Origin of the sequence: Zunongwangia sp. HGR-M22, assembly GCF_027594425.1 — a bacterium.
In the GTDB taxonomy this organism is placed as follows: Bacteria; Bacteroidota; Bacteroidia; order Flavobacteriales; family Flavobacteriaceae; genus Zunongwangia.
In genome coordinates this window covers 973,641-997,520 of sequence record NZ_CP115159.1, presented here as the reverse complement: position 1 = coordinate 997,520, position 23,880 = coordinate 973,641, and the positions used below count along the sequence as shown (strand labels likewise).

Here is a 23,880-nt window from a genome sequence, read left to right as displayed (position 1 = left end):
TTTTATTAATTTTGTAAACCTAATTCAACTTAAATTATGAGTCACAATATCAAACCAGGTGTAGCAACCGGAAAAGAAGTACAAGAAATATTCAATTACGCGAAAGAAAAAGGATTTGCCCTTCCTGCAGTAAACGTAATAAGCTCTAGCAGTATTAATGCTGTATTAGAAACTGCTGCTGAATTAAATTCTCCTGTAATTATTCAGTTTTCTAACGGAGGTGCACAGTTTAATGGTGGTAAAGGTCTTTCTAACGAAGATCAAAAAGCTGCTATCGCCGGTGGTGTAGCTGGCGCGAAGCATGTACAAACTTTGGCTGAAGCTTATGGTGCAACTGTAATTATGCATACAGATCACTGTGCTAAAAAACTTTTACCTTGGATCGACGGATTATTAGACGCAAGTGAAGAACATTTCGAAAAAACTGGAAAGCCGCTTTACAGTTCTCATATGATCGATCTTAGTGAAGAGCCTATTGAAGAAAATCTTGAGATTTGTAAAAAATATCTTGAGCGCATGAGCAAGATGGGAATGACTCTTGAAATTGAATTAGGTATCACTGGTGGAGAAGAAGATGGTGTTGACAATAGTGATGTTGATGCTTCAAAATTATACACACAACCAGAAGAAGTAGCTTACGCTTACGAAGAACTAAGTAAAGTTAGTGACCAGTTTACTATTGCTGCTGCCTTTGGTAACGTTCATGGTGTTTATAAGCCAGGAAACGTAAAACTAACTCCTACGATTCTTAAAGACTCTCAGGAATATATTACTAAAAAATACAATGTTGAAGAAAACCATATCGATTTTGTTTTCCACGGGGGTAGTGGTTCTACTGTAGAAGAAATTCGTGAGGCTATTGGATACGGAGTTATTAAGATGAATATCGATACCGATCTTCAATACGCATACCTTGAAGGAATTAGAGACTATATGGGGGAGAACAAAGATTATCTTGCTTCGCAAATTGGTAATCCTGAAGGTGAAGATTCTCCAAACAAAAAATATTACGATCCAAGAAAATGGGTACGTGAAGGAGAACTTACTTTTAAAGCTCGTTTAAAGAAAGCTTTCGAAGATCTTAACAACGTTAATACTTTATAAGAAAACGCTAATAAACAGCTGAAATTCTTTAATTTCGGCTGTTTTTATTTTTAGATATTAATTGCTCTTTTGTAAATGAAGTAGATTGAACAAAGGAGATAAAAACTTGAAATACTATGGCTGCTGCTTGGTTTAAAAGAACACAGAAAGGTATCCAAACCCCTACTGAGGAGAAAAAAGATGTTCCAAAAGGCTTATGGTATAAGTCCCCAACAGGAAAGATCGTTGATGCAGAACAACTAGAAAGCAATTTCTATGTAAGTCCTGAGGATGGTTATCATGTAAGAATAGGAAGTAACGAATATTTCCAAATTCTTTTTGATGATAATAATTATAAAGAATTAGACAAGGGACTTTCTGCCAAAGATCCACTTAACTTTAAAGATACTAAAAAATATACCGATCGATTAAAAACCGCTCAGGATAAAACAGGACTTAAAGACGCTGTAAGAACAGCAGTAGGAAAATCTAAAGGAAAAGAGTTGGTTATCGCATGTATGGATTTTAAATTTATTGGAGGTTCCATGGGATCTGTAGTTGGTGAGAAAATCGCTCGCGCTGCAGATTATGCGATTCAAAATAATCTACCTTTAATGATTATCTCTAAATCTGGTGGTGCAAGAATGCAGGAAGCTGCGCTTTCTTTAATGCAATTGGCCAAAACATCAGTAAAATTAGCACAGTTAGCTGAAGCTAAATTGCCATACATTTCTCTATGTACAGATCCTACCACAGGAGGAACAACAGCTTCCTTTGCGATGTTAGGAGACATTAATATTTCTGAACCGGGTGCACTTATTGGATTTGCAGGTCCTCGAGTGGTAAAAGATACCACTGGTAAAGATCTTCCAAAAGATTTCCAGACTTCAGAATTCCTGAAAGAACACGGCTTTTTAGATTTTATCACCAAAAGATCTGAACTTAAGAACAAGGTGAACCTTTATCTGGATCTTATTCAAAATCAACCAGTAAGAGCTTAATTTTCAGAAAAAGAATTTTCAAACAATACCTAGTAATTGTACAAAAAAGTAGTACATTTGCGGCCTGACAGATAAACTGTCAATACATAAAAATCATTTAAATAATATTGGAATGTATTTAACTAAAGAAAAGAAGGAAGAAATCTTCGAAAAGTACGGTGAAGGAAAATCCAACACTGGTTCTGCTGAAGGACAAATTGCATTATTTACTTACAGAATCTCTCACTTATCAGAACACTTAAAAAGCAATCGTAAAGATTTCAATACAGAGCGTTCTCTAGTAAGATTAGTAGGGAAAAGAAGAAGTCTTCTTGATTACTTAATGAAGAAAGATATCATGAGATATCGTGCGATCATTAAAGAATTAGGATTAAGAAAATAATTTTCAGGGGGCTTTTTGCCCCCTTTTTTTATACAGCATGGGTAGCTGCAAATACCCAAAAATTAGTTCTTTACAATTTAAGATTACTTCAATCTATAAAATTGTCACCCAAAAAGGGTAGTTTTTCATTGGTCTGCCTGCAACGACAACAACACAACTCCTGGCCGTCCAGATAAAGACGGAAAGACCAAATGTTTAACTAAAAAGATCTGGTGAAGTTATTCAGATCAAATATTCAAAATTTATGATTCCACAAACATTTAAAGAGGTTATCGATCTTGGGGATGGAAGAGAAATCTCTATCGAAACCGGAAAACTAGCAAAACAGGCACACGGTTCTGTTGTTGTTAGAATGGGAGACGCGATGCTTTTGTGTACGGTAGTATCTTCGTATACGCCTACAACAATGGATTTTTTCCCACTTACATTAGATTACCGCGAAAAATTTGCTGCAGCAGGACGTTTTCCTGGCGGATATTTTAAGCGTGAAGCAAGACCTAGCAGCGAAGAAATTTTAGTGATGCGATTAGTAGATCGTGTACTAAGACCCCTTTTCCCTAAAGATTATAAATTCGAAACTCAGGTAATGATTCAGTTAATGTCTCATGATCCTGAAGTGATGCCAGATGCACTTGCTGGTTTAGCTGCTTCAGCTGCGATTCAAGTTTCTGATATACCTTTTGAAGCTCCAATTTCAGAAGTAAGAGTAGCAAGAATAGACGGTGAATTGGTAATCAACCCAAGTTTCGAACAGTTAGAGAAAGCCGATCTTGATATTATGGTTGGTGCTTCTGCAGATTCTGTAATGATGGTTGAAGGTGAGATGGATGAAATTTCTGAAGAAGAAATGGCAGAAGCCATCAAATTTGCGCACGAAGCAATAAAAGTACAGTGTGAAGCTCAATCTAGATTAAGAAAAGCCGCTGGAAAAACTGAAATTCGTGAATACGAAGTTGCTGAAGCTGACGAAGATTTACAACAAAAAATACATGATGCTGTTTACCAAAAAGCTTACGACGTAGCTAAACAGGGAAGCACAAAACAGGAAAGAACCGAAGCTATTTCTAATTTAAAAGAAGAAGTTTTGGCGATGTTTACTGAAGAAGAGCTTGAAGAAAAGCAAAAGCTTATAAGCTCTTACTTTGCTGATGCCCATAAAAAAGCAGTTAGAGATGTAGTTCTTAAAGAAGGTATTCGTTTAGACGGTAGAAAAACTGACGAAATTAGACCAATTTGGTGTGAGGTAGATTACTTACCCTCTCCACACGGTTCTTCAATTTTCACCAGAGGGGAAACTCAGGCGCTAGCTACCGTAACTTTAGGTACATCTAGAGAATCAAATCAAGTAGACCTTCCAACATACCAAGGCGAAGAAAAATTCTACTTACACTATAACTTCCCTCCTTTCTCTACCGGTGAAGCTTACCCAATTAGAGGAACTTCAAGAAGAGAAATTGGGCACGGTAACCTTGCACAAAGAGCGTTAAAAGGAATGATTCCAGAAGATTGTCCTTATACAGTTCGTGTTGTTTCTGAAGTTTTAGAATCTAACGGTTCTTCTTCTATGGCAACTGTTTGTGCTGGTACAATGGCATTGATGGACGCGGGGATTCAGCTTAAAAAGCCGGTTTCTGGTATTGCTATGGGATTAATTTCTGATGGAGAAGATTTCGCAGTTCTTTCCGATATTCTTGGTGATGAAGATCACTTAGGTGATATGGATTTTAAAGTTACCGGTACAGAAGATGGTATCACTGCTTGCCAGATGGATATTAAAATTAAAGGACTTTCTTACGAGATCTTAGTAAAAGCGCTTAAACAAGCACGTGAAGGTAGACTTCACATTCTTGGAAAATTAACCGATACTATCGCGCAACCAAATGAAAACGTAAAAGGACATTCTCCAAAAATTATTACCAGAAGGATTCCTGGTGATTATATTGGCGCTTTAATTGGTCCTGGTGGAAAAGTGATCCAAGAATTACAAAAAGAAACCGGAACAGAAATCGTGATCAATGAAGATCCTGTTACTGAAGAAGGAATCGTAGAAATTCTTGGAACTAAGCAAGAAGGTATCGATAAGGTTCTTGCCAAAATCGATTCAATTACTTTTAAACCTGAAAAAGGAAGTGTTTATGAAGTGAAAGTAATTAAGCTTCTAGACTTTGGGGCAGTTGTAGAGTATCTTGACGCACCAGGAAATGAAGTATTACTTCACATCTCTGAACTTGCTTGGGAAAGAACAAACAATGTTACAGACGTTGTTAACCTTGGTGATGTTATCGATGTAAAATATTTTGGTGTAGACCCAAAAACAAGAAAAGAGAAAGTTTCTAGAAAAGCTTTACTTCCAAGACCTGAACGTACAGAGCGTCCGGAACGTAAAGAAGGTGGTGATCGTAATCACACTAAACGTGAAGACCGTAAACCAAGAGGAGACAAAAAATAGTTATAGTATTTTTTTAATAAAAAGGCATCGTAAATCGATGCCTTTTTTATTTTATAATCATTTTTATTATTAAAAATTAAAATTATCTATTTCGTTAGGGATTAGCGTGTAAAGCCCGTAGTTACTGAAATCAACGCAAACTTGAAGCAGAAAGCCCAACCCGAAATATCATTTTTGGATAGCATCTTATTAAAAATACATAAACATTTTGTAACATTTTTTAGTCTTCCTACGTATAACTATATACAAGAGCTATTCACAATTAAAATCCAGGAGAAGATAGATGAGACAACTTAAAATTACGAAGCAGGTAACTAACCGTGAAACTGCTTCGCTAGATAAGTATTTGCAAGAAATAGGTAAGGTAGATTTAATTACCGCCGATGAAGAGGTAGAATTAGCACAAAGAATTAAAGCAGGTGATAATCGCGCGCTAGAGAAATTAACAAAAGCAAACTTACGTTTCGTTGTTTCTGTAGCAAAACAATATCAAAACCAGGGATTAACCCTTCCCGATCTTATTAACGAGGGTAACTTAGGACTTATTAAAGCTGCGAAACGTTTTGATGAAACTCGTGGTTTTAAATTTATATCCTATGCCGTTTGGTGGATTAGACAATCTATTTTACAAGCGCTGGCTGAGCAATCTCGTATTGTACGTTTGCCACTGAACAAAATTGGATCTATTAACAAGATCAACAAAACCTTTGCTTTCTTAGAGCAATCTCACGAGCGCCCACCAAGTGCTGAAGAAATTGCAAAAGAGCTTGACATGACTATTAATGACGTAAAAGAGTCTATGAAAAACTCTGGTCGTCACGTATCTATGGATGCTCCTTTGGTAGAAGGTGAAGATTCTAACCTATATGATGTATTACGATCTGGTGAGTCTCCAAACCCAGATAAAGATCTTTTACATGAATCGTTAAGAACAGAGATCGAGCGTGCTCTAGAAACGCTTACTCCTCGTGAGGCAGACGTTATTCGCTTATATTTTGGATTAGGAGATCAACATCCTATGACGCTTGAAGAAATTGGCGAGACCTTTGATCTTACTCGTGAGCGGGTAAGACAGATTAAAGAAAAAGCGATAAGAAGATTAAAACATACCTCTCGCAGTAAGATTTTAAAAACCTATTTAGGTTAAAAATATTTAAGATGACAACAGTTTAGTGGCGGGAGTGATGACCCGACCATAAAAATAACTGTTCGTTTTTTGATTGATGAATGACCCCGGAGTGATGACCGGGGTCGCTTCATTTTTGGGCATATCTGAATTGTTTTCAAAATCCGAATAATTAGCTTTTCGTAAATACACTACCATTAACTAAAGAAGCTTCAGGAGAACATAAGAATAATACAGGATGAGCAACCTCATTTGGTTCTGCAGGGCGTTTCATGGGACTATAATCCGTAAGTGCCTCACTAATTTCCGGATCATCTAACCAAAGACTTCATTATGTTGATGAAAATTATAAAGAATAGATTTCACTTCAGAATGTTTCCTAAAAACATGGATTTTCGGTTAAAAATTTAACTCGACTTTTTAAACAGGAAATGATCACTCTTAACCATTATTTAAATTACGTTCATTACAATGTGGGGTATAATGCTCTAAGTAATTTAAGTAGAACTTTTAAAAGGTTTAAAAATCTCCCAGAACATTTATTCAAACTAATAAAACCGGTACATTTTAAGGTCTAATAGCAATAACGAAACATAAATTGAACCTTATAAATATTAAACTTAAATTAAAATCTATTTTTTCTAAGTAAAACTTTTTACATTTGCTGACTATATTTAATAGCAAAAGCTTTTGAATTTATTTGATGAAAAATCAAATATCGAAAATATTTAAGATGACAACAGTTTAGTGGTGGGAGTGATGACCCAACCATGAAAATAACTGTTCGTTTTTTGATTGATGAATGACCCCGGAGTGATGACCCGGGGTCGCTTCATTTATAAGCATTCCTAATCAATCTTTAAGTAAAAGGATAGCAGAGGGATCATTTTATTTTAGTACTTTAGTATTCAACCAATTAATACCAATATAAAAAGATGGGCTGTATGTTATGTTAGTTCGGCCGCTCCGTCTCTTAATGAAAAAGACGTGGACAAAATACTCTCTTGGACACAGTCCTGGAATGCAGAACATAAGCTAACTGGTCTACTTTTGTATTCTGATGGGAATTTCTTTCAGGTAATAGAAGGAGAAATGAATACGGTCAAAAATCTATTCAACAATATTTGCAATGATACGCGACATCATAATCTGATAAAAATCTTTTATAAGGAAATTGAAAAGAATTCGTTTGAATTTTATGAATCAAATTTCATCTCTAAACGCTCTAAAAATTTAAATCATGAGGACGTACCTTATCTAAAATGTCTAAAAACCTTAGATCAATCTTCACAAAAGGCAGTTCGAAATATTCTAAATGCTTTCCACAGCGATAATTTTTAATCTTCGCCATAAACAAGGTTTATAAAATCCTCTTTTGGCAAATCTCCAAAATAAAATTTAGTATCGATATCGGCTAAAAGAGATTCTATTTCTGGCTTATCGTAACGCGCGCCAATTAGTTTATTTTCGATATTAGCAACGGGTTCTTTCCCAAAGAAATCGCCAAAAATCTTAAACTCTTCAATTCGGCCTTTATCCACAAAAATCCGAAGATCGATCTCCCCTATTGGGAATCGCCTTGTTCGTTGAATATTAAATTTAGGTGACCGTCCATAGTTCCAATCCCAAGAGTTATACTTTTCAGCTTTCAGTTTATGCACCCCTTCCCATTCTTCCGGGCTTAGATGATAAGTTTCAAATTCTTCACGCTCTTCGTAAAGTCCTTTTAAAATAATACTTCTAAAGGTTTCGATATCTAAAGGTTCTTCCAAGAACTCACTAATATTAGCTACACGACTGCGCACAGATTTGTGGCCTTTAGACTGAATTTTACTCATTTTCACCTGAAGTGCTTTGGTTACTTCATCCAAATCTGAATCTAGCAGCAAAGTTCCGTGGCTAAACATTCTTTTTACACTACTAAATTGGGCATTTCCAGAGATCTTTCGATCGTTCACTACAATATCATTACGACCTTTCAGCTCGGCTGACACACCTATTTTATTTAGTACTTTAATTACCGGCTCGGTAAACTTTCTAAAGTTGTTTAGGCTTTTTACATCATAATCGGTAATAAAACTGAAGTTTAAATTCCCAAAATCGTGATAAACAGCACCGCCCCCAGAAATTCTACGTACTACTTTAATGTTGTTTTCTTCAACATAAGAATGATTAATTTCTTCAAGCGTGTTTTGATTTCTACCAACAATGATCGAAGGTTCGTTGATGTAAAACAACAAGTAATCCTGACCTTGTTTAAAATTCCGAAGTATATATTCTTCTAATGCCAGATTTAAAAAAGGATCGTTATTTCCTTCATTTTCGATAAAAATCATGCTCTTTTTTCTTTAGTTTTTTCAAAGATATTCAATTAAAGATCGATAAAGAAGTCGCGTAAGCTTTTCCTTATAATCTTTACACGTCAAACATATTCTTAGTATTTTTGTTAGAGAAACATACTGTAACAATGAAAGAAAAAATAATTGCCCCTTCCCTACTCGCGGCAGATTTTGCAAACCTGCAACGCGATATCGAAACAGTGAATAATAGTGAAGCACAATGGTTTCACATCGATATTATGGATGGTGTATTTGTTCCCAACATTTCTTTTGGAATGCCGGTGTTACAGGCGATTAAAAAACATGCTAAAAAACCTTTGGATGTACATCTAATGATCGTTGATCCAGATCGATACATCAAAGATTTTGCAGCGCTCGGAGCAGCTCATTTAACCGTACATTACGAAGCCTGTACCCATTTGCACAGAACTTTACAGGCGATAAAAGCTGAAGGTATGAAAGCCGGTGTCGCTATAAATCCTCATACTAATGTCGATTTATTGAAAGATGTGATAAAAGATATCGACATAGTTCTTATAATGAGCGTTAACCCAGGTTTTGGCGGGCAATCTTTTATCGAAAATACATACTCTAAAGTGAGAAGATTAAAAGAAATGATCCTTAATAATAATGCCGAAACGCTAATCGAAATCGACGGTGGGGTGACCAATAAAAATGCTTTAGAACTTACAAAAGCTGGGGCAGATGTTCTAGTTGCCGGTAGTTTTGTCTTTAAAGCTGAAAATCAATTAGAAACTATTAAAGATCTTAAGAATCTTGCAAACCAATAACGATACCTACGACATTGTAATAATAGGTGGTGGTCCTATAGGAATTGCATGCGGATTAGAAGCCGAAAAACACGGTTTATCCTATGTGATCCTTGAAAAAGGTTGTTTAGTAAATAGCCTTTATTACTACCCTACCAATATGACTTTCTTTTCCACTTCTGAAAAATTGGAGTTGGACGGAATCCCATTTATAAGCACCAATCCTAAACCACGAAAGGCTGAAGCTTTAGAATATTATCGCAGAATTGCTACTTCTAACAAAATGAACATTCGTCTTTTTGAAAAGGTTACTGAAGTAAAATCTGATGCTGAAATAAAAGAAGTAATCACTACAAAAGCTTCTTATAAAGCTAAGAATGTTGTGGTTGCTACCGGTTTTTACGATATCCCAAATTATATTAATGTTCAGGGAGAAGAACTCCCTAAAGTAGCGCATTACTACGACGATCCTCATTATTACGCTACGCAAAAAACCATTGTTGTTGGTGCTAGTAACTCGGCTGTCGATGCTGCTTTAGAAATATATAGAAAAGGCGGAGACGTTACCATGATCGTTAGAGCCGAAGATATTGGACCGCGTGTAAAATATTGGGTTAGACCAGATATCGTAAACAGGATCGAAGAAGGAAGTATTAAAGCATATTTTAATTCGAGCATCAAAGAAATCAAGGAAAACGAGGTGATCGTGCAAACGCAAGATGGCGAAGAGCATATAGAAAATGACTTTGTGTTGCTTTTAACCGGTTATCGACCTAATTTCGAGTTTTTAAATAAAATAGGAATCGCTTTAAAAGACGAAAGCAAGCGAATCCCGATGTATGATGAAAATACAATGGAAACCAATATTCCCGGGATTTATCTAGCCGGCGTTATTTGCGGTGGGATGGAAACTCATAAATGGTTTATAGAAAATTCACGCATTCACGCAAAACTTATTGTAGCCAACATTGTTGGATAAAATTTAACATCTCGTTGCAAGCTCTGAAGTTTGAATCCGAAAATCTTTTTTACAATTTCAAACCAAGCCTCTAAGAATTAAATATTGATGATCGATTATAAAATCTAATCCCAGATTATACAATTTCAAGATTTATTTTTTCTGAATTTGGGATCTCTTTTTTTTAACTTAAAATAAATTAACTCTAGGTATTCATTTTTTCTCCTATGCCAGTTCAATATCATATTCTAAACGGCGATGCCTTAAAAAATCAATTTCCTAAAGCGATTACAGGCAAATTAATTATCGCCCGTGAGTGTTTGATTGAAGGGCCCACGCAGGAAACTGATTTTGACGATTTTTTTGCGAGTAGAGCAACATTTATTTGTAAAACTCATACTGAAACTGAAGAAAATTACATTAAAAACGTAAAATCTGAGTTTCAGAAAATTCTCAATATTACGCAAGACTGCGAAATTAATCTTTGGTTTGAGCAAGATCTATTTTGCCAGGTAAATTTATGGTTTGTAACTTCTTTAATCGCTAAAAATCCACATTTAAACAAGGTTTTTTTAGTGATGCCCAACGAGCATAGCCCATACACCTTTGGCAAATTAGGTGAAGCCGAATTAATTAAAGCCTACAAAGATCGCAAACCAATTAATAAACTCGAGAATTTTGCAGAACTCTGGCGACATTATCAAAATAACGATCTGGAAAATCTTAGACTACTAGCTGAAAAACTTCAAAATAAATTTCCATTTTTACTCCCAGCGATTGAAGCTCATATAGCAAGAATTCCAAAGAAAAATAATCCCGGTCGTCCCATAAACACTATTTTAGAAATTATGACTGACCTGAAAACTGAAGATTTTTCTTCTATTTTTAGAGAATTCTGTAAACGCGAAAGCATTTATGGTTTTGGTGACCTACAGGTTAAAAAACTACTTGAAAAAGCAAAAAAACTTCAATAAAAAACAAAACCCCGAAAGAAACTTTCAGGGCATGTATCACAACATTTTAGTATGTTAAATCAGCACCAATTCCGAGGAACTGATAATTTCATTTCTATTCAATAATTTTCCGTAAAATTCAAGATCATTTTTATCGCTTTTAAACGATTCGTCAAACCATTCTGAAGCCTTATTTACCGGAAAACTAAACACTTTTATGTTCGGATATCCAGAAGGCTCTGACCCTTGATTGATACCAATTTCAATAGCTTCCTCTTTTTTGTTATAAAAAACAAATTTTGCTAAAAAATTATGACGTAGCAAATCAATAAAATCCTGTGGGATTTGTTTACAATCCTTGCATTCCTCGATATATTGATTTACCAATACTCTCAATGATGTTTTAATCTCCTCCGTTCTTAAATAAGATGCCATAGTTTTTAGTGTTTTTTGTTGTTAATACTCAGCGAAAATAATTTCAATCCATAGACTTAAAAAAGCATTTATGTAAGGTTTAACTCGAAGATATAAAACTTTCACAATATCGTTTTCGTGAGTGTCTCAATTTTAACCTACCTAAAATCAGAATCAAATAATTGCTTATTTTCCATAAACTTCTGAAATACAAATTCCTGAAATTTTAAAGCTTAAATTATCATTTCAATAAAAATGGCTATATTTTAAAAAAATTTGAATTTTATTTTAACAAAATGAATAAAATAGTTCTCTGGTCACTTTGTGCTGCATTCGCAGGTTTTTTATTCGGATTTGATACCGTAGTAATATCGGGAGCTGAGAAGCAATTACAACAAGTATGGCAAAGCTCTGATGCTTTTCATGGTACATTTGTAATTGGTATGGCATTATGGGGTACGGTAGCGGGAGCACTTTTTGGCGGTTTCCCTACTAATTTCTTCGGAAGAAAGAAGAGTCTCTTTTTTATAGGAATCTTATATGTAATTTCGGCACTAGGATCTGCTTTGGTAGACGATCCTTATACCTTTGGGATATTTCGATTTGTTGGTGGCCTGGGCGTTGGCGCTTCAACCATCGCTGCACCAGCTTATATTTCTGAAATCGCTCCTGAAAAAGATCGTGGCCGCCTAGTTGCTTTTTACCAATTCAATATTGTTTTAGGGATGTTAGCCGCTTATGCCTCAAATTATCTCTTACGGGAAACTGGCAGCGAACCCTGGCGTTGGATGGTTGGTATGGAAGCTTTACCTGCCTTGATCTATACTTTTTTGGTACTTATTATTCCACAAAGTCCGCGCTGGTTGATCTCACAGGGTAAGATCGCAAAAGCAAAATCTATTTTATCCAAAATCGACACTTCTAAAGATCTGGATGCAAAGATTACTGAAATTAAAAGACAGGCCGATCACGGAAGATCTTCAAAAGAAAATATTTTTATGAAGAAGTATAGAAAACCCTTAATTCTGGCTTTTCTCATTGCTTTTTTTAATCAATTTTCTGGTATAAATGCACTGCTATATTACGCACCAAGAATTTTTGAGGAAGCAGGATTAGAGGAAAGCGCTTCACTTATGAGCAGTATTGGCGTTGGAATAACAAATATCATTTTTACATTTATCGCGCTCTTTCTTATCGATAGATTAGGACGAAGAACTTTAATGTATATCGGCTCGATTGGTTATGTCATTTCTCTGGCAATGGTTTCGGCCGCATTCTTTTTGGATTGGGGTGGATTAAGCGTACCTATTTTTATCTTTATATTTATAGCCGCTCATGCTATCGGGCAGGGATCTGTAATTTGGGTTTTTATTTCTGAAATTTTTCCAAACCATTTACGCGCAGGCGGGCAGGCATTTGGATCTTCTACGCATTGGGTATTGGCTGCTATTATACCATCTTTGGTGCCCATTTTATTTGGAAGTATAGGGCCTGGTTGGGTATTTGCCTGTTTTGCGTTTATGATGGTATTGCAATTACTGTTCGTAAAATTTATGATGCCAGAGACCAAAGGAAAATCTTTAGAAGATCTTGGCCTAGGCCTTTCTGAAAGAGAATAATTTATTGGCTCTACCAATGGGTAAAATACCCCGAGGCTTGCCTCGAAATTAAAAATTTATATTCAACGAATGCCTTACGGGCTTGCCCTAAGATAATTTACTCTTCTTCATAAATTCCTTTAGTGGTCATTACAATAGGTTTTATAGTGCCATCTTCGTTGTATTCCATTCTTTGAATACAAACAGATCGGCTATAACTTGAACCATCATTTTGAATCCCACCATTATGGTAAATAAAATACCATTCGTCATTAAAATCTACTATCGCCTGGTGGTTGGTATTGCTATTTCCTGCAATTTCATTTAAAATACCTTTGTATTCGTAAGGCCCTTCAATATCATCTGCCATGGCGTAAGCAATCTTTTCGGGGAAACCAGTAGCATATGTCAAATAATATTTTCCATCTTTTTTATGGACCCATGGCGCTTCAGTAAACTCAAAACCTTCAAAATCGATTTTTTTAATTTTACCGTCAATTTCTATCATATTATCTTTAAGCTTTGCATAGTAGCAAACCCCATTACCCCAAAAGATCCAGGGTTGATCGTTGTCATCGATAAATATCGCAGGATCAATGCACGTCCAGGAGTGGGTTGAAGCAAAACAATCTTCATTAGTTAATAATGGTTCTCCCAATGCATCCTTATAAGGCCCTTCTGGTTTATCGGCTACGGCAACACCAATACCATTCCAGTTGGTACTTATGTACCAGTAATATTTTCCGTTTCTTTTCTCTACATGACCGGCATAAGCATCACCACTGGTGGCCCATTTAAAATCGGTGACTTTTAAAGGTATAGGATGTTCTTTCCAGGTTTTCATATCCTTTGTAGAGAATACTAGCCAATCTTTCATTTTATAACCTTTTTGACCACCTTCGTAATCATGGCCGGTAAACAACCATAAAACATCATCCTCTACAAATGCTGCGGGATCTGCCGTATATTTATGTGTGAAAATTGGGTTCTGATTGGGTTCAAAAATCATAGATGAATCTTGCTGTGCATAAGTATTCACTGCAAAAAACAAACATATCACCACTATAAAAATGCTTCTTATTATCATTAATCTGAATTTATTCTTTTTCGGGTACACCGCCCCACTTCTTATTAATACGTTCTAATTCTTCTTTGGTTATGCCAATTACGCTACCATGACGGGGAAAAAAGTCTTTTGTAAAACTTTCTGTTTTTTCTGAAAAATTGAAAAGATCTGTACTACGCTGAAATTCGTAACGACCATTTGAATACAGATCGTACATTAAGATGTATTCGTCACTATTATTCAGTTTAAATACAGAAGATCCCTCAACATTTATTTTTGTGTCTGCATAAGCATCTAAATACTTAAAATCTTCTTTCCAAGGTCCACTCAAAGATTTACTAATAGCTTGCTGAATTCCGTTTTTAAATTCTTTACCGCTGCTATCTTTAGTATTTCCCTTATAGAACAAATGGTAAATCCCATCTTTATAAATGATATCACCATCGATTGCACCATATTTTGCGCGAAACATTAAAGTAGGTTCATTTTCAAAACCGCTGAAATCTTCGTTAGCGTAAGCGCTATAAAAATCAAGATTATCCTGCCCCTTAAACCGAATCGTAAAATAAATGAGATATTTATCTTTAGCCTTATCGTAAAAAGTTTGTGGAGCCCATACCCACTGTACATTTTCAAAATTTTTAGGGTATTCTTTTCTAAAATCTATTGCTGTACTTTTCCAATCGATCAAATTATCAGAATGCATCAAAACAATTCCGGGATTACTTTCCCAGCCATTTTTTACAGTAAACATATCTGTAGCTACTATAAAAAACTTGTCGTTATTTCTTAAAATATGAGGATCACGAATACCTCCGGAATTCGAAATACTATCTGAACCTATTATAGGTTGATTATTATTTACAGCTTTCCAATTTTTAGCATCTTTGCTTACTGCAAATCGCAACTGCTCTTGAAGTTCGCCTTTTCCTGTTCCTTCAAAATAGGCAAAAAGATACGCCTGCATGTTATTTTGGGCAATCGATATTTGCGAAAGCAATAACAAGACTAACAATCCCAATTTAAATTTCATACTTCAGTTTTAAAAATCGAAATTCCACTGATCAGCTAATATTTCAGCTTCATTTTTAGTAAGATGAATCACAGCACCGTGCTTTGGTGAAGAAAAATTAGTGGCTTTCATCGCTCCTTCATTAAAATAACCAAGATCTCTGAAATTTTCAAAATCTGAAGTTTCCAAAAATCCAAAGTTATGCGGCTGAATTCCGTAGATATCATACATCAAGATCCATTTATCTTCGCCATTAACTTTCCAAACGTTTGGGGCTACACTGGCTTTAGTTTCTTTATCTATCCATTTTTCTTGATTATTGATAACCTTGATTAATTTCTGAAGAAATTGCCTGCTTTATTCCTGGAGTGCCATCATGCGGAGTACAAAACATATGAAATTTATCGCCAATTTCACTAATATCAGCATCGATATAAGATACATCTTTTGGATGAACGAAGATTAATTTTGGCGGACTTAGCAAACTATCAAAGTTGTCGTTCACATAAGAATAATACATCCGATTGCGCTTATTTCCCATTCTCTAGTATAATACAACATCAATTTACCTTCTTTCGAATCAAATATCGTCTCTGCGCCCATGCTGTTCCAACTTCTTTAAGACCAGGAAACGAGGCATCTAGGCGAATGTTAGTTTTACTCCAATTAATTAAGTTACTGTACTTCATAAGAACGAATCCATGGTTATTCCCCAAAAAAATATTTTTCGCCATCACGCTGCCATTTTTTCTGCTTTAATTTCATTATTTTCATAGGTATTTTGATGTTTTTCAGATGTAGATCCACGCTAACATACCGAATACAAAAACCACTAAAAAACTTGAAACAAAACCACTTTTTTGCATGCTTAATTGTTAAATACAATTTTATTCGAATACAGATAATTCCCACTCATCTTTCCAGCGAATAACTGGTTTTTCGTCCTTCCACTCTATAGGCAACCAGATATAGCGGCCATCAATATGATTTTTAGGTTTCCAGCGGTCTGCCATAAAGATAAAACTATCTTTTTTTCCCTGTACTGGTAACACAAAAGTACTTTGTGAAAAGAAAGTTTTGTCGGCATCCTCTCCAACAGCCGGGTTACCTAATTTTTCCCAGGGACCCATGATAGATTTTGCTCTAAACGAACGAGCAGCATTGGGATCCCAACCGGTTAACCCGGAAGTAATCATATAATAATAACCATCTTTCTCGAAAATCGCAGGTGCTTCATTCTGTCCACCGGGTTGCATCCTCACCCACTCTCCGGTAAAATTAAGGTAATCATCGGTTAATTTTGAAATATGCAACGTCTGGTTTTCTTCCGAAGAGGTAATATGATATGCCGTACCATCAGTATCGATATAAACCGTCATATCACGGGACATTTGTCCTTTATCAAAATCACGTCTAACAAACATTCCTTCAGCTAAAGCTTTTCTCCATTTTGGCGTCCACCATTTTTCTGGATCTCCATTTTCAGGAGTATCTTTCCACTCTTCTTTAAAATTTCGCGGCCATTCTTCAGCATTGGGACGATACGATTTTAAATAAGTAAATGGTCCTGTTGGCGAATCGCTAATGGCTACTCCTGTTCTTGCTGCGGAATATCCTTGATCTTTTAATTCCAGATGAAACCACATTACATATTTATCTGTTTTTTCATTGAAAACCACTTTTGGGCGTTCCATAACGCTTCCCGAAGTAATTTCTGAATTTGGATCTTTTGCTACTGAAAGCGCTACGCCTTCATTTTTCCAATTATATAAATCTTCTGAAGTATATACTGTTATCCCAACTCGTGCTAAACTAGATTTTCCTTTATGCTCGCCATACCAATAGTAAGTTCCGTCTTTAAATAAAATTCCACCGCCATGTGCATTGATGTGTTCACCATCGGTATCCTTCCAGATTTCTCCTGGATAGAATGCTTTATAATTAGGTGAAGAAAATTGCGCTTTTAACCCAAATTGGCTAAAAACCAATACAAATAAAATGAGGTAATTAATTTTTGGATTTTTCATATTTCGTGGGGGAAATTAATGAGCATGATCGATTGGAATAGTATGCCCACTCCAAATTTTCTTTTGTGTCCAGGCTTCGGCAGGTGCCGTCCAGAATTCATCTTCAGAAGAAAGTCCTAAAACTAAAAATGCTTCTGTACTTAAATACAAGCTGCCGGTAGAAATATAACCTTCACCGATATTATTCTGATGCCCCATAAGACCAACCTGAAGCCAACCTTCTTTATCAAAAGTTCCTTCAGCTTCAATTTGATTTTTAATTACTGCATATAATGCCGACCGTACTTGTGCAGGATTGAGCTCTTCACTCAAATTTTTCCATAAAGCTACTTGAGAAAGCGTCTGAAAAGCACCAAATCTATACGCTAAAGATCGTCCTATTGGCGGATAAGTTCCGTTAGGAGAAATTAATCGTTCCTGAATACTGGCATAGCGTTTGGCTCTGTATTGTACTTTTTCAAAATCTTTTTCACGACCAATACCTTCTTCTTCCATCGTTTTTAAAATATCCATTAGAAAAGGTTGAATCACGAAACTATTGTAATAATCCCAATGGAAATTAGGGCCATCACCATACATTCCATCTCCTAAATACCATTCCATATGCTTATTGATAGGGTAAGCTAATCGAACTACATCAGCTTTTCCATCAAACTTAAGCAAAGCAGCTTCTACCATTCCGGTAAATAATAACCAATTGCTGTAGTAAGGCTGAATATCGCGGGAAGATTTTAATGCAGCGATTACATTTTGCTTCGTTTCTTCTGAAAGCGGATCCCAAAGCTGGGTAGGCGCTCTAAGCAATCCCTGAGCAAAAAATGCAGCATCTACCAAAGGTTGTGCATCTTTATTGAAATTCATAAAATCTGGTGATTCGGGATCTGTTGCTTTATCAATCGCTTTTCGAGATAATTCGATATATTTTTTTCTTAATTTTCCTTCTTTGGTATTATCTGGTCCCAATTCTAACCAAGGCGCAATACCCGATAAAGTTCGGCCAAAGGCTTCTAAATAAGTTACATGTTTACGATCGTCCCAGGCTCCCGGTGAACGCTCTACCGGCATATTTGCTTTAAGCTTTCCTTCTGCCAAATTGGTTAATACAGGATCGGCTATTTTTACAAGCGATTCTACATAAAATTCACGTACTTTTTCAGGTTTAGGCTGATCTAACTCTTGCGCCAATAAATTACCTGTACATATAAAAAAGACAAACAATAATTTAATATTCGATATTTTCATAATCTATTATTTCGGTTGATAAACTCGTACATAATCTATTTTATAATATTTTGGGAATGCTGTTGTTTCAGGGTTGCCTCCATTACTTCCAATTGCTAAATTCAACAGTAAATAATGCGGTTGCTGAAAAGGATTAAAACCATCTGGATTTGTTGCAGTTGCAACATCGATTGTATTGAGCAATTCCTCATCTAAATAAATAGTAATCGCTTCTGAAGTCCACTGCATTTTCCAGATATGAAATTTATCTGCCCAGTTTGGATCTTTTTCGAGGAACTTTGAAAACGGAATTTTTTCACTATCCCAAGCCACGTAATCGGTTTGGCCTTTCCATGCTGCATTTGCTAAAATTGCAGGCTTTTGATCGACCAAATAATATTCCATCACATCAATCTCTCCATTAGAGGGCCATCCTTTTTCGATACCAAGCGTCCAGATTGCCGGCCACATTCCCGTGGCGGTATCTATTTTAGCTTTTACTTCTAAAATTCCGTATTTAAAACTGAATTTCCCTTTGGTATTTAAACTTGCAGAAGTGTATTCGGCAAACGCTCTGTTTTCTTTCCAGTTTTCACTTTCAGCCTTAAAATTAGGATTTTTTATTTTTTCTCGTCTTGCTTCAATCATTAAAAATCCATCATTTACAATAGAATTTTTAGCCTGATACCATTGTAATTCATCATTCCGAACAAATCCTTTTTCGTACGACCAATATTGAATATCTGGGTTTCCTGCTTTATCAAACTCATCTGCCCATATCAACTCATAATTTTCGACTTTCTCTTTGCTCTGCTGGGAAAAGCAACCTGAAAATGAAAACATTGAAATGATTAAAAAGGCTAATTTTAATTTCATTTTTTTAATATATCAGTAAACCACTGAAATTTAAAAAGAAGCTACCCCTTATAAAATAAATTCAAAAAAGGGATAGCTCTCAACTCACACTGTAATATTTTAATTCTCAGTTTGGATATAACTGAGTGCTATTTATATAGAATTTCAAACTATTGCAGCAAAGAAATTATATACGTATAGCTGTATTTATTATCTTCTAAACGATATTGTCTATGCGGATACTGCCCCCAACTGTTATCTCCGCCTAAACCACGTTGATTTAAATCTACATGAAGAAATACCTTATCCTGAACTTTAACATCAGTAGTATGTCGCTGGGCTTTATACTCTCCCGGATCCAAATCTTCTGTAGCAACATTTAAAGCGCTAAAACCTAATGGCTGTTCTCCGATGATTTTTAGGCCTTTTCCATTTTTATTTTGAAGTTGAATCCAACGCGCATCGGTTTTATAACCGGCCTCTTGCGGGCGAATATAACCCCAGGTAAACTGATTTTCGACTTTGTCTTCATAGATTCCTAAAAACGCTGAAGTATTTCTATCGGAATAGTTTTCCAATGGACCACGACCGTAATATTCCAAATTTTCATAATCTCCCGGTAAGATCATGCGCATTCCAAAACGTGGAAGTTCAGGTAAATCTTTTTCAGAATTTAAGTTGGCGGTTACTCTAATGTCTCCGTTGTTTTGAATATGATATTCAACTGTATAGGGAACATCAACTCCGGCTAACTGATAAGTCACGGTGATCAGCTGACCGTCTTTTGCTTTTTTAGCAACCTCAACATTTGTCACTTCTGAATTATGCGTCGCCTCTTTCCAGGCTTTTAATCTTTGTGGCATGTGATTACCAAAATCATTATCGGTAGGCGCTCTCCAAAAATATGGCTGTGGAAATACTGATATTGGTGATTTTTCACTGCCTTTTAAATGATAGGCTTCAAAGCTTCCGGTTTCAGTATTAAAAACACCTTCCACCATATCATTTGAAAATTGAAGTTTATCACCTTTCTTTTTAACTTTTAACTTACCAGAAGTTTCAGTTTTGGTTTCAGTAAAAAATGTATTCTCACCAATTTTGAATTGTTCTCTGGCAATTTCGTGCCCCGCAGGAACCATTGCTTTCGTCTTTTTAGTATAAGCGTATACACTTAGGAAATATTCTTTATCCTGAAGTTCTGGTAAATTCACAGAAATCGATTTTGAAGTATTTGGAGCTACTTCAATAGTAAACTTTCCGGTTTTTGCAACTTCTCCATCGGCAAGTAATTCCCATTTAAAATCGAAAGCATCCAAATTCGTAAAATTGAACTTGTTTTTTATCGAAAGATCATTTCCATCTAAGTCAAATTTGATGTTTTGATATACTTTTTTCACTTCCTCTAAAGCCGGATGAGGTTCACGATCGGCAGTCACGAGTCCGTTAGCATTAAAGTTCTGGTCGTTTTGTAGATGCGCTGCACCAAGATCTCCACCATAAGCCCAAAACTCACGTCCATCTTCGGTTTCCGTTCGTAATCCCTGGTCTACCCAATCCCAGATAAAGCCACCTTGCATGTGATCGCTGTTATCGATAATATTCCAATATTCCTGAAAGTTTCCGTTACTATTTCCCATCGCATGAGAATATTCACACATTATAAAAGGACGTTCTTTGGTATCATCCTCAGCATATTTTTTCATATGCTTAATGCTTGGATACATAGGGCACACGATATCGGTATTGCGGTTTTCACCAGCCTGTTCAAATTGCACTTTACGGGTAGTGTCCCGCTCTTTAATCCAGTCGTAAGCATCGTAAAATACGGGGCCATTTCCACTTTCATTACCCAAAGACCAAACAATGATTGAAGGATGATTTTTATGAAATTCTACCATACGTTGAATTCGGTCCATATGCGCCGGTGCCCATTCTTCTAAATAAGCTGGATGCTTAGATTTGTCGAAATTACCCTGCCACTCTGCTCCCATAGCATGAGTTTCGATATTCGCTTCATCAACAATGTACATTCCGTATTCATCAGCCAATTCATAGATATACGAATCGTGTGGATAGTGACTCATTCGAATCGCATTGACGTTATTCTTTTGCATTACCTCGATATCCTTACGCATCATTTCAGGATCTGGCGTATGGCCTTTATCGGGATGATGTTCGTGTAAGTTCACTCCATTTACCGTAATAGCCTGTCCATTCACCATCAGCTGCGCATTTTTGATTTCCACTTCACGGAAACCAGTTTTACCAGCAATAGCGGCAACTTCATTGTCTTTTTTATCTAATAAAGCAATCGAATATTGATAAAGATTTGGAAATTCGTTACTCCATTTTTGAACCTCAGCAAGATTTTTACTGAAGCTAACTTCTGTTGCTTTTTTATCTAATGCTTTGGTTTCAGTATAGACTTCTTTACCAGAAGGATCCATTAATGTGAATTTTACTTTTGGCTTTTTGATGCTTCCTTTATCAAAATCTTTCAATTTTATGTTGGCGTTTAATTCGCCGTCAGTATAATCGTTACTCAAGCCACTGGTTACAAAGTAATCCCAGATCGTTGTTTTAGGAACGGCCTGTAAATATACATCACGCTCCAAACCACTTAAACGCCAAAAATCCTGATCTTCGAGATAGCTTCCGTCGTGCCATCTAAAAACCTGAACCGCTAAAAGATTTTCACCATCTTTTAGAAATTCAGTAATATCAAATTCAGCCGGCGTTTTAGAAGCTTTGGTCATTCCTGCTTCTTCACCGTTTACAAAAATTCTGGCATAACCAGAGATTGATCCAAATCGAAGAATAATCTCGTGGTTGTCCCACTGCTGCGGAACAGAAAAAGTTCTGCGATACGTCCCTACCGGATTATAAATTTCTTCATCACCATCTTTAGAGTTTTTGTTGATGATTTCTCCACTTTCGGTTTTTTCTTCCGAAGGAAATCCGATATAAGGCGGATTTTTAGGATGCGGATAAGTTACATTGGTATAAATAGGAAGATCAAAGCCTTCTAATTCCCAATTAGAAGGAACCTTGATATCGTCCCATTCACTGTCGTTTAGTGATGATGAATAAAAATCTTTTGGTCGCTCGCTAGGATGTTGAACGATATTAAATTTCCAGGTTCCGTTTAAACTTTGGTATAAATCGGATGATTCCGGTTCGTTTTTTAAGGCTTTAGAAGCTGAAGTGTAAAGCACAAAATCGCTACGCCCTTCCAGTTTATTTCTATCTACTTTTGATGGATTTTCCCACTCGTTTTGCTGCGCATACGTGGTTGTAAATAACAGTAAACCAAGAAGGCTAAAAAAGGTCTTTTTCATATTTTTAGTAAATCAATTTTTTATTTTGAATTTTAAAGTTCTTCGTACCTTTTTAAAGCTTCAACAAAATAATAATCTCCATAGGTTAATGGTACATCTACCTCAGAATTTGCCGGTTTACTACCCACACCGTGTTTCAAAAGAAATCCACCCAATTCATTTTGTTTGGCTAAATATTCATCTGACATCAGGCTAGACAACATTTTTTCAGCAGCATTAAAATAGTTCTCGTCGTCAGTATATTTGTACAATTCTAATAAAGCAGAAGCAATAACCGCAGCGGCGGAACTATCGCGTAAATCATCAGGGATGTCTTCAGCATCAAAATCCCAGTAAGGCACCATATCTTCTGGCATATTTGGATGCTCTAAAATGAACTTTGCAATATTTTTAGCCTGATCCAAATATTTTTGGTCTTTGGTTTCACGATACATTAAGGTGTACCCGTATAATCCCCACGCTTGTCCACGAGCCCATGAAGATTCATCTGCAAAACCTTGTGCGGTAATTTTTGATTTCGCTTCTCCGGTTTGTTCATCATAAATTAATTCATGATAAGTACTATAATCATCTCTAAAATGATTTTTCATGGTAGTGTTGGCGTGATTAATAGCTATTTCGCGATATCGCTCATTACCGCTATGATCGGCAGCCCAAAAAAGAAGTTCCAAATTCATCATATTATCAATTATGACTACCAAATCTCCTTTTTCTGCTTTATTCCAAGGAGCACTATCCCAAGACCGGATTGCTTTTACGGTATCGTTGTAGCGAGTAGCTAAAGATTTAGCGCTTTCCATTAGAATGTCATTATACTCTGGTTTTGGATCGATACGGTTGGCATTACCGAAACTACAATACATCATAAATCCTAAATCGTGTGTACTGGTATTTTTAGCTTCTCTTTCTAAATGTGCAAGAATACGCTCTGCTTCTTGTTTTAAAGTATCTTTTCCTGTTTCTTCGTACAAATAAAGCAATGTACCTGGATAAAATCCACTAGTCCACCAACCAGAATTACTTGCTTCAAATTCTTCTTTTTTAGGGTAAAAAGTTTTTGGATACTCTCCCTCTACAATTTTGCCAGCCATCGACAAATATTGATTTGCTGCTAGTTGCGTAACCGAATCAATTTTTTCTTCTGAAATTGATTTCGTCAATTTATTTTCCACTGCTTCGGTCGCTTCAGAAGAAGTTTTATTTTCTTCCTGATTATCTTTACAGGAGATCGCTGCGCAAAGCACAAACGAAAGACCTAATACTTTTAATGAATTCATGATTATATTTA

Annotated in this window: 22 protein-coding genes; 10 read left to right on the top strand and 12 right to left on the bottom strand. The window is 35.9% G+C overall.

Features of this window, described 5'->3' with window-relative positions:
- Positions 1-36: 36 nt before the first annotated feature.
- The 5 genes from fbaA (at position 37) to PBT91_RS04360 (ending at position 6,062) form a co-directional block, all read left to right on the top strand.
- The gene (fbaA, locus tag PBT91_RS04380; protein WP_270060568.1) at positions 37-1,104 is read left to right on the top strand and encodes a class II fructose-bisphosphate aldolase; all 1,068 of its coding nucleotides are present in this window, start codon (positions 37-39) and stop codon (positions 1,102-1,104) included.
- A 116-nt stretch (positions 1,105-1,220) separates the two neighbouring features.
- Positions 1,221-2,084, top strand: a complete 864-nt coding sequence (gene accD / locus PBT91_RS04375; RefSeq protein ID WP_270060567.1) for an acetyl-CoA carboxylase, carboxyltransferase subunit beta — start codon at positions 1,221-1,223, stop codon at positions 2,082-2,084.
- A 112-nt stretch (positions 2,085-2,196) separates the two neighbouring features.
- On the top strand, positions 2,197-2,466 hold the full coding sequence (gene rpsO / locus PBT91_RS04370) for a 30S ribosomal protein S15 (RefSeq protein ID WP_270060566.1): 270 nt from the start codon (positions 2,197-2,199) through the stop codon (positions 2,464-2,466).
- A gap of 244 nt (positions 2,467-2,710) precedes the next feature.
- On the top strand, positions 2,711-4,915 hold the full coding sequence (locus PBT91_RS04365) for a polyribonucleotide nucleotidyltransferase (RefSeq protein WP_270060565.1): 2,205 nt from the start codon (positions 2,711-2,713) through the stop codon (positions 4,913-4,915).
- Between the two features lie 283 nt (positions 4,916-5,198).
- Positions 5,199-6,062, top strand: coding sequence for a sigma-70 family RNA polymerase sigma factor (locus PBT91_RS04360; protein ID WP_013070425.1), 864 nt, complete (start codon positions 5,199-5,201; stop codon positions 6,060-6,062).
- 151 nt (positions 6,063-6,213) lie between these two features.
- Here PBT91_RS04360 and PBT91_RS17635 read toward each other — a convergent pair whose 3' ends face one another.
- Positions 6,214-6,315, bottom strand: a complete 102-nt coding sequence (locus PBT91_RS17635) for a hypothetical protein (RefSeq protein WP_443089634.1) — start codon at positions 6,313-6,315, stop codon at positions 6,214-6,216.
- Between the two features lie 632 nt (positions 6,316-6,947).
- Between PBT91_RS17635 and PBT91_RS04355 the strand changes: the two genes are divergently transcribed.
- On the top strand, positions 6,948-7,382 hold the full coding sequence (locus PBT91_RS04355; RefSeq protein WP_333474258.1) for a BLUF domain-containing protein: 435 nt from the start codon (positions 6,948-6,950) through the stop codon (positions 7,380-7,382).
- Here PBT91_RS04355 and PBT91_RS04350 read toward each other — a convergent pair.
- On the bottom strand, positions 7,379-8,377 hold the full coding sequence (locus tag PBT91_RS04350) for a lipoate--protein ligase (protein ID WP_270060564.1): 999 nt from the start codon (positions 8,375-8,377) through the stop codon (positions 7,379-7,381). The two genes, PBT91_RS04355 and PBT91_RS04350, sit on opposite strands and share 4 nt — an antisense overlap.
- Before the next feature lie 131 nt (positions 8,378-8,508).
- On the opposite strand from PBT91_RS04350, the gene rpe reads away from it, so the two are divergent.
- The 3 genes from rpe to PBT91_RS04335 all read left to right on the top strand — a co-directional run bounded on the left by rpe (position 8,509) and on the right by PBT91_RS04335 (position 11,082).
- Positions 8,509-9,171 carry a ribulose-phosphate 3-epimerase gene (gene rpe / locus PBT91_RS04345; protein WP_270060563.1) on the top strand — a complete coding sequence of 221 codons (663 nt, stop codon included), beginning with the start codon at positions 8,509-8,511 and terminating at the stop codon, positions 9,169-9,171.
- Positions 9,158-10,129: a YpdA family putative bacillithiol disulfide reductase gene (locus PBT91_RS04340; RefSeq protein WP_270060562.1), complete on the top strand. Its 972-nt coding sequence runs from the start codon at positions 9,158-9,160 to the stop codon at positions 10,127-10,129. The genes rpe and PBT91_RS04340 overlap by 14 nt, the downstream gene beginning before the upstream one ends.
- A 206-nt stretch (positions 10,130-10,335) precedes the next feature.
- A complete protein-coding gene (locus PBT91_RS04335) occupies positions 10,336-11,082 on the top strand; it encodes a DUF1835 domain-containing protein (protein WP_270060561.1) in 747 nt (248 codons plus the stop codon).
- Positions 11,083-11,136: 54 nt separating this feature from the next.
- On the opposite strand, the gene PBT91_RS04330 is transcribed toward PBT91_RS04335, so the two are convergent.
- On the bottom strand, positions 11,137-11,496 hold the full coding sequence (locus tag PBT91_RS04330) for a hypothetical protein (protein WP_270060560.1): 360 nt from the start codon (positions 11,494-11,496) through the stop codon (positions 11,137-11,139).
- A 275-nt stretch (positions 11,497-11,771) separates the two neighbouring features.
- Here PBT91_RS04330 and PBT91_RS04325 point away from each other — a divergent pair, with 275 nt between their 5' ends.
- Positions 11,772-13,094: a sugar porter family MFS transporter gene (locus tag PBT91_RS04325; RefSeq protein WP_270060559.1), complete on the top strand. Its 1,323-nt coding sequence runs from the start codon at positions 11,772-11,774 to the stop codon at positions 13,092-13,094.
- A gap of 97 nt (positions 13,095-13,191) precedes the next feature.
- Here the strand turns inward: PBT91_RS04325 and PBT91_RS04320 are convergent, their stop codons facing one another.
- The 9 genes from PBT91_RS04320 to PBT91_RS04280 form a co-directional block, all read right to left on the bottom strand.
- Positions 13,192-14,160, bottom strand: a complete 969-nt coding sequence (locus PBT91_RS04320) for a glycoside hydrolase family 43 protein (protein WP_270060558.1) — start codon at positions 14,158-14,160, stop codon at positions 13,192-13,194.
- A gap of 10 nt (positions 14,161-14,170) precedes the next feature.
- Positions 14,171-15,172 carry a glycoside hydrolase family 43 protein gene (locus PBT91_RS04315; RefSeq protein WP_270060557.1) on the bottom strand — a complete coding sequence of 334 codons (1,002 nt, stop codon included), beginning with the start codon at positions 15,170-15,172 and terminating at the stop codon, positions 14,171-14,173.
- A 9-nt stretch (positions 15,173-15,181) separates the two neighbouring features.
- Complete coding sequence (locus PBT91_RS04310; RefSeq protein ID WP_270060556.1) at positions 15,182-15,382, bottom strand: hypothetical protein; 201 nt, start codon at positions 15,380-15,382, stop codon at positions 15,182-15,184.
- Between the two features lie 85 nt (positions 15,383-15,467).
- A complete protein-coding gene (locus PBT91_RS04305) occupies positions 15,468-15,692 on the bottom strand; it encodes a hypothetical protein (RefSeq protein ID WP_270060555.1) in 225 nt (74 codons plus the stop codon).
- A gap of 346 nt (positions 15,693-16,038) precedes the next feature.
- A complete protein-coding gene (locus PBT91_RS04300) occupies positions 16,039-17,178 on the bottom strand; it encodes a glycoside hydrolase family 43 protein (RefSeq protein WP_270060554.1) in 1,140 nt (379 codons plus the stop codon).
- A gap of 15 nt (positions 17,179-17,193) precedes the next feature.
- A complete protein-coding gene (locus PBT91_RS04295) occupies positions 17,194-18,420 on the bottom strand; it encodes a DUF2264 domain-containing protein (protein ID WP_270060553.1) in 1,227 nt (408 codons plus the stop codon).
- Between the two features lie 6 nt (positions 18,421-18,426).
- Complete coding sequence (locus PBT91_RS04290; RefSeq protein WP_270060552.1) at positions 18,427-19,275, bottom strand: glycoside hydrolase family 16 protein; 849 nt, start codon at positions 19,273-19,275, stop codon at positions 18,427-18,429.
- Positions 19,276-19,424: 149 nt separating this feature from the next.
- Complete coding sequence (locus tag PBT91_RS04285) at positions 19,425-22,592, bottom strand: glycoside hydrolase family 2 TIM barrel-domain containing protein (protein ID WP_270060551.1); 3,168 nt, start codon at positions 22,590-22,592, stop codon at positions 19,425-19,427.
- 32 nt (positions 22,593-22,624) lie between these two features.
- On the bottom strand, positions 22,625-23,869 hold the full coding sequence (locus PBT91_RS04280) for a glycoside hydrolase family 88 protein (RefSeq protein WP_270060550.1): 1,245 nt from the start codon (positions 23,867-23,869) through the stop codon (positions 22,625-22,627).
- Positions 23,870-23,880 lie beyond the last annotated feature (11 nt).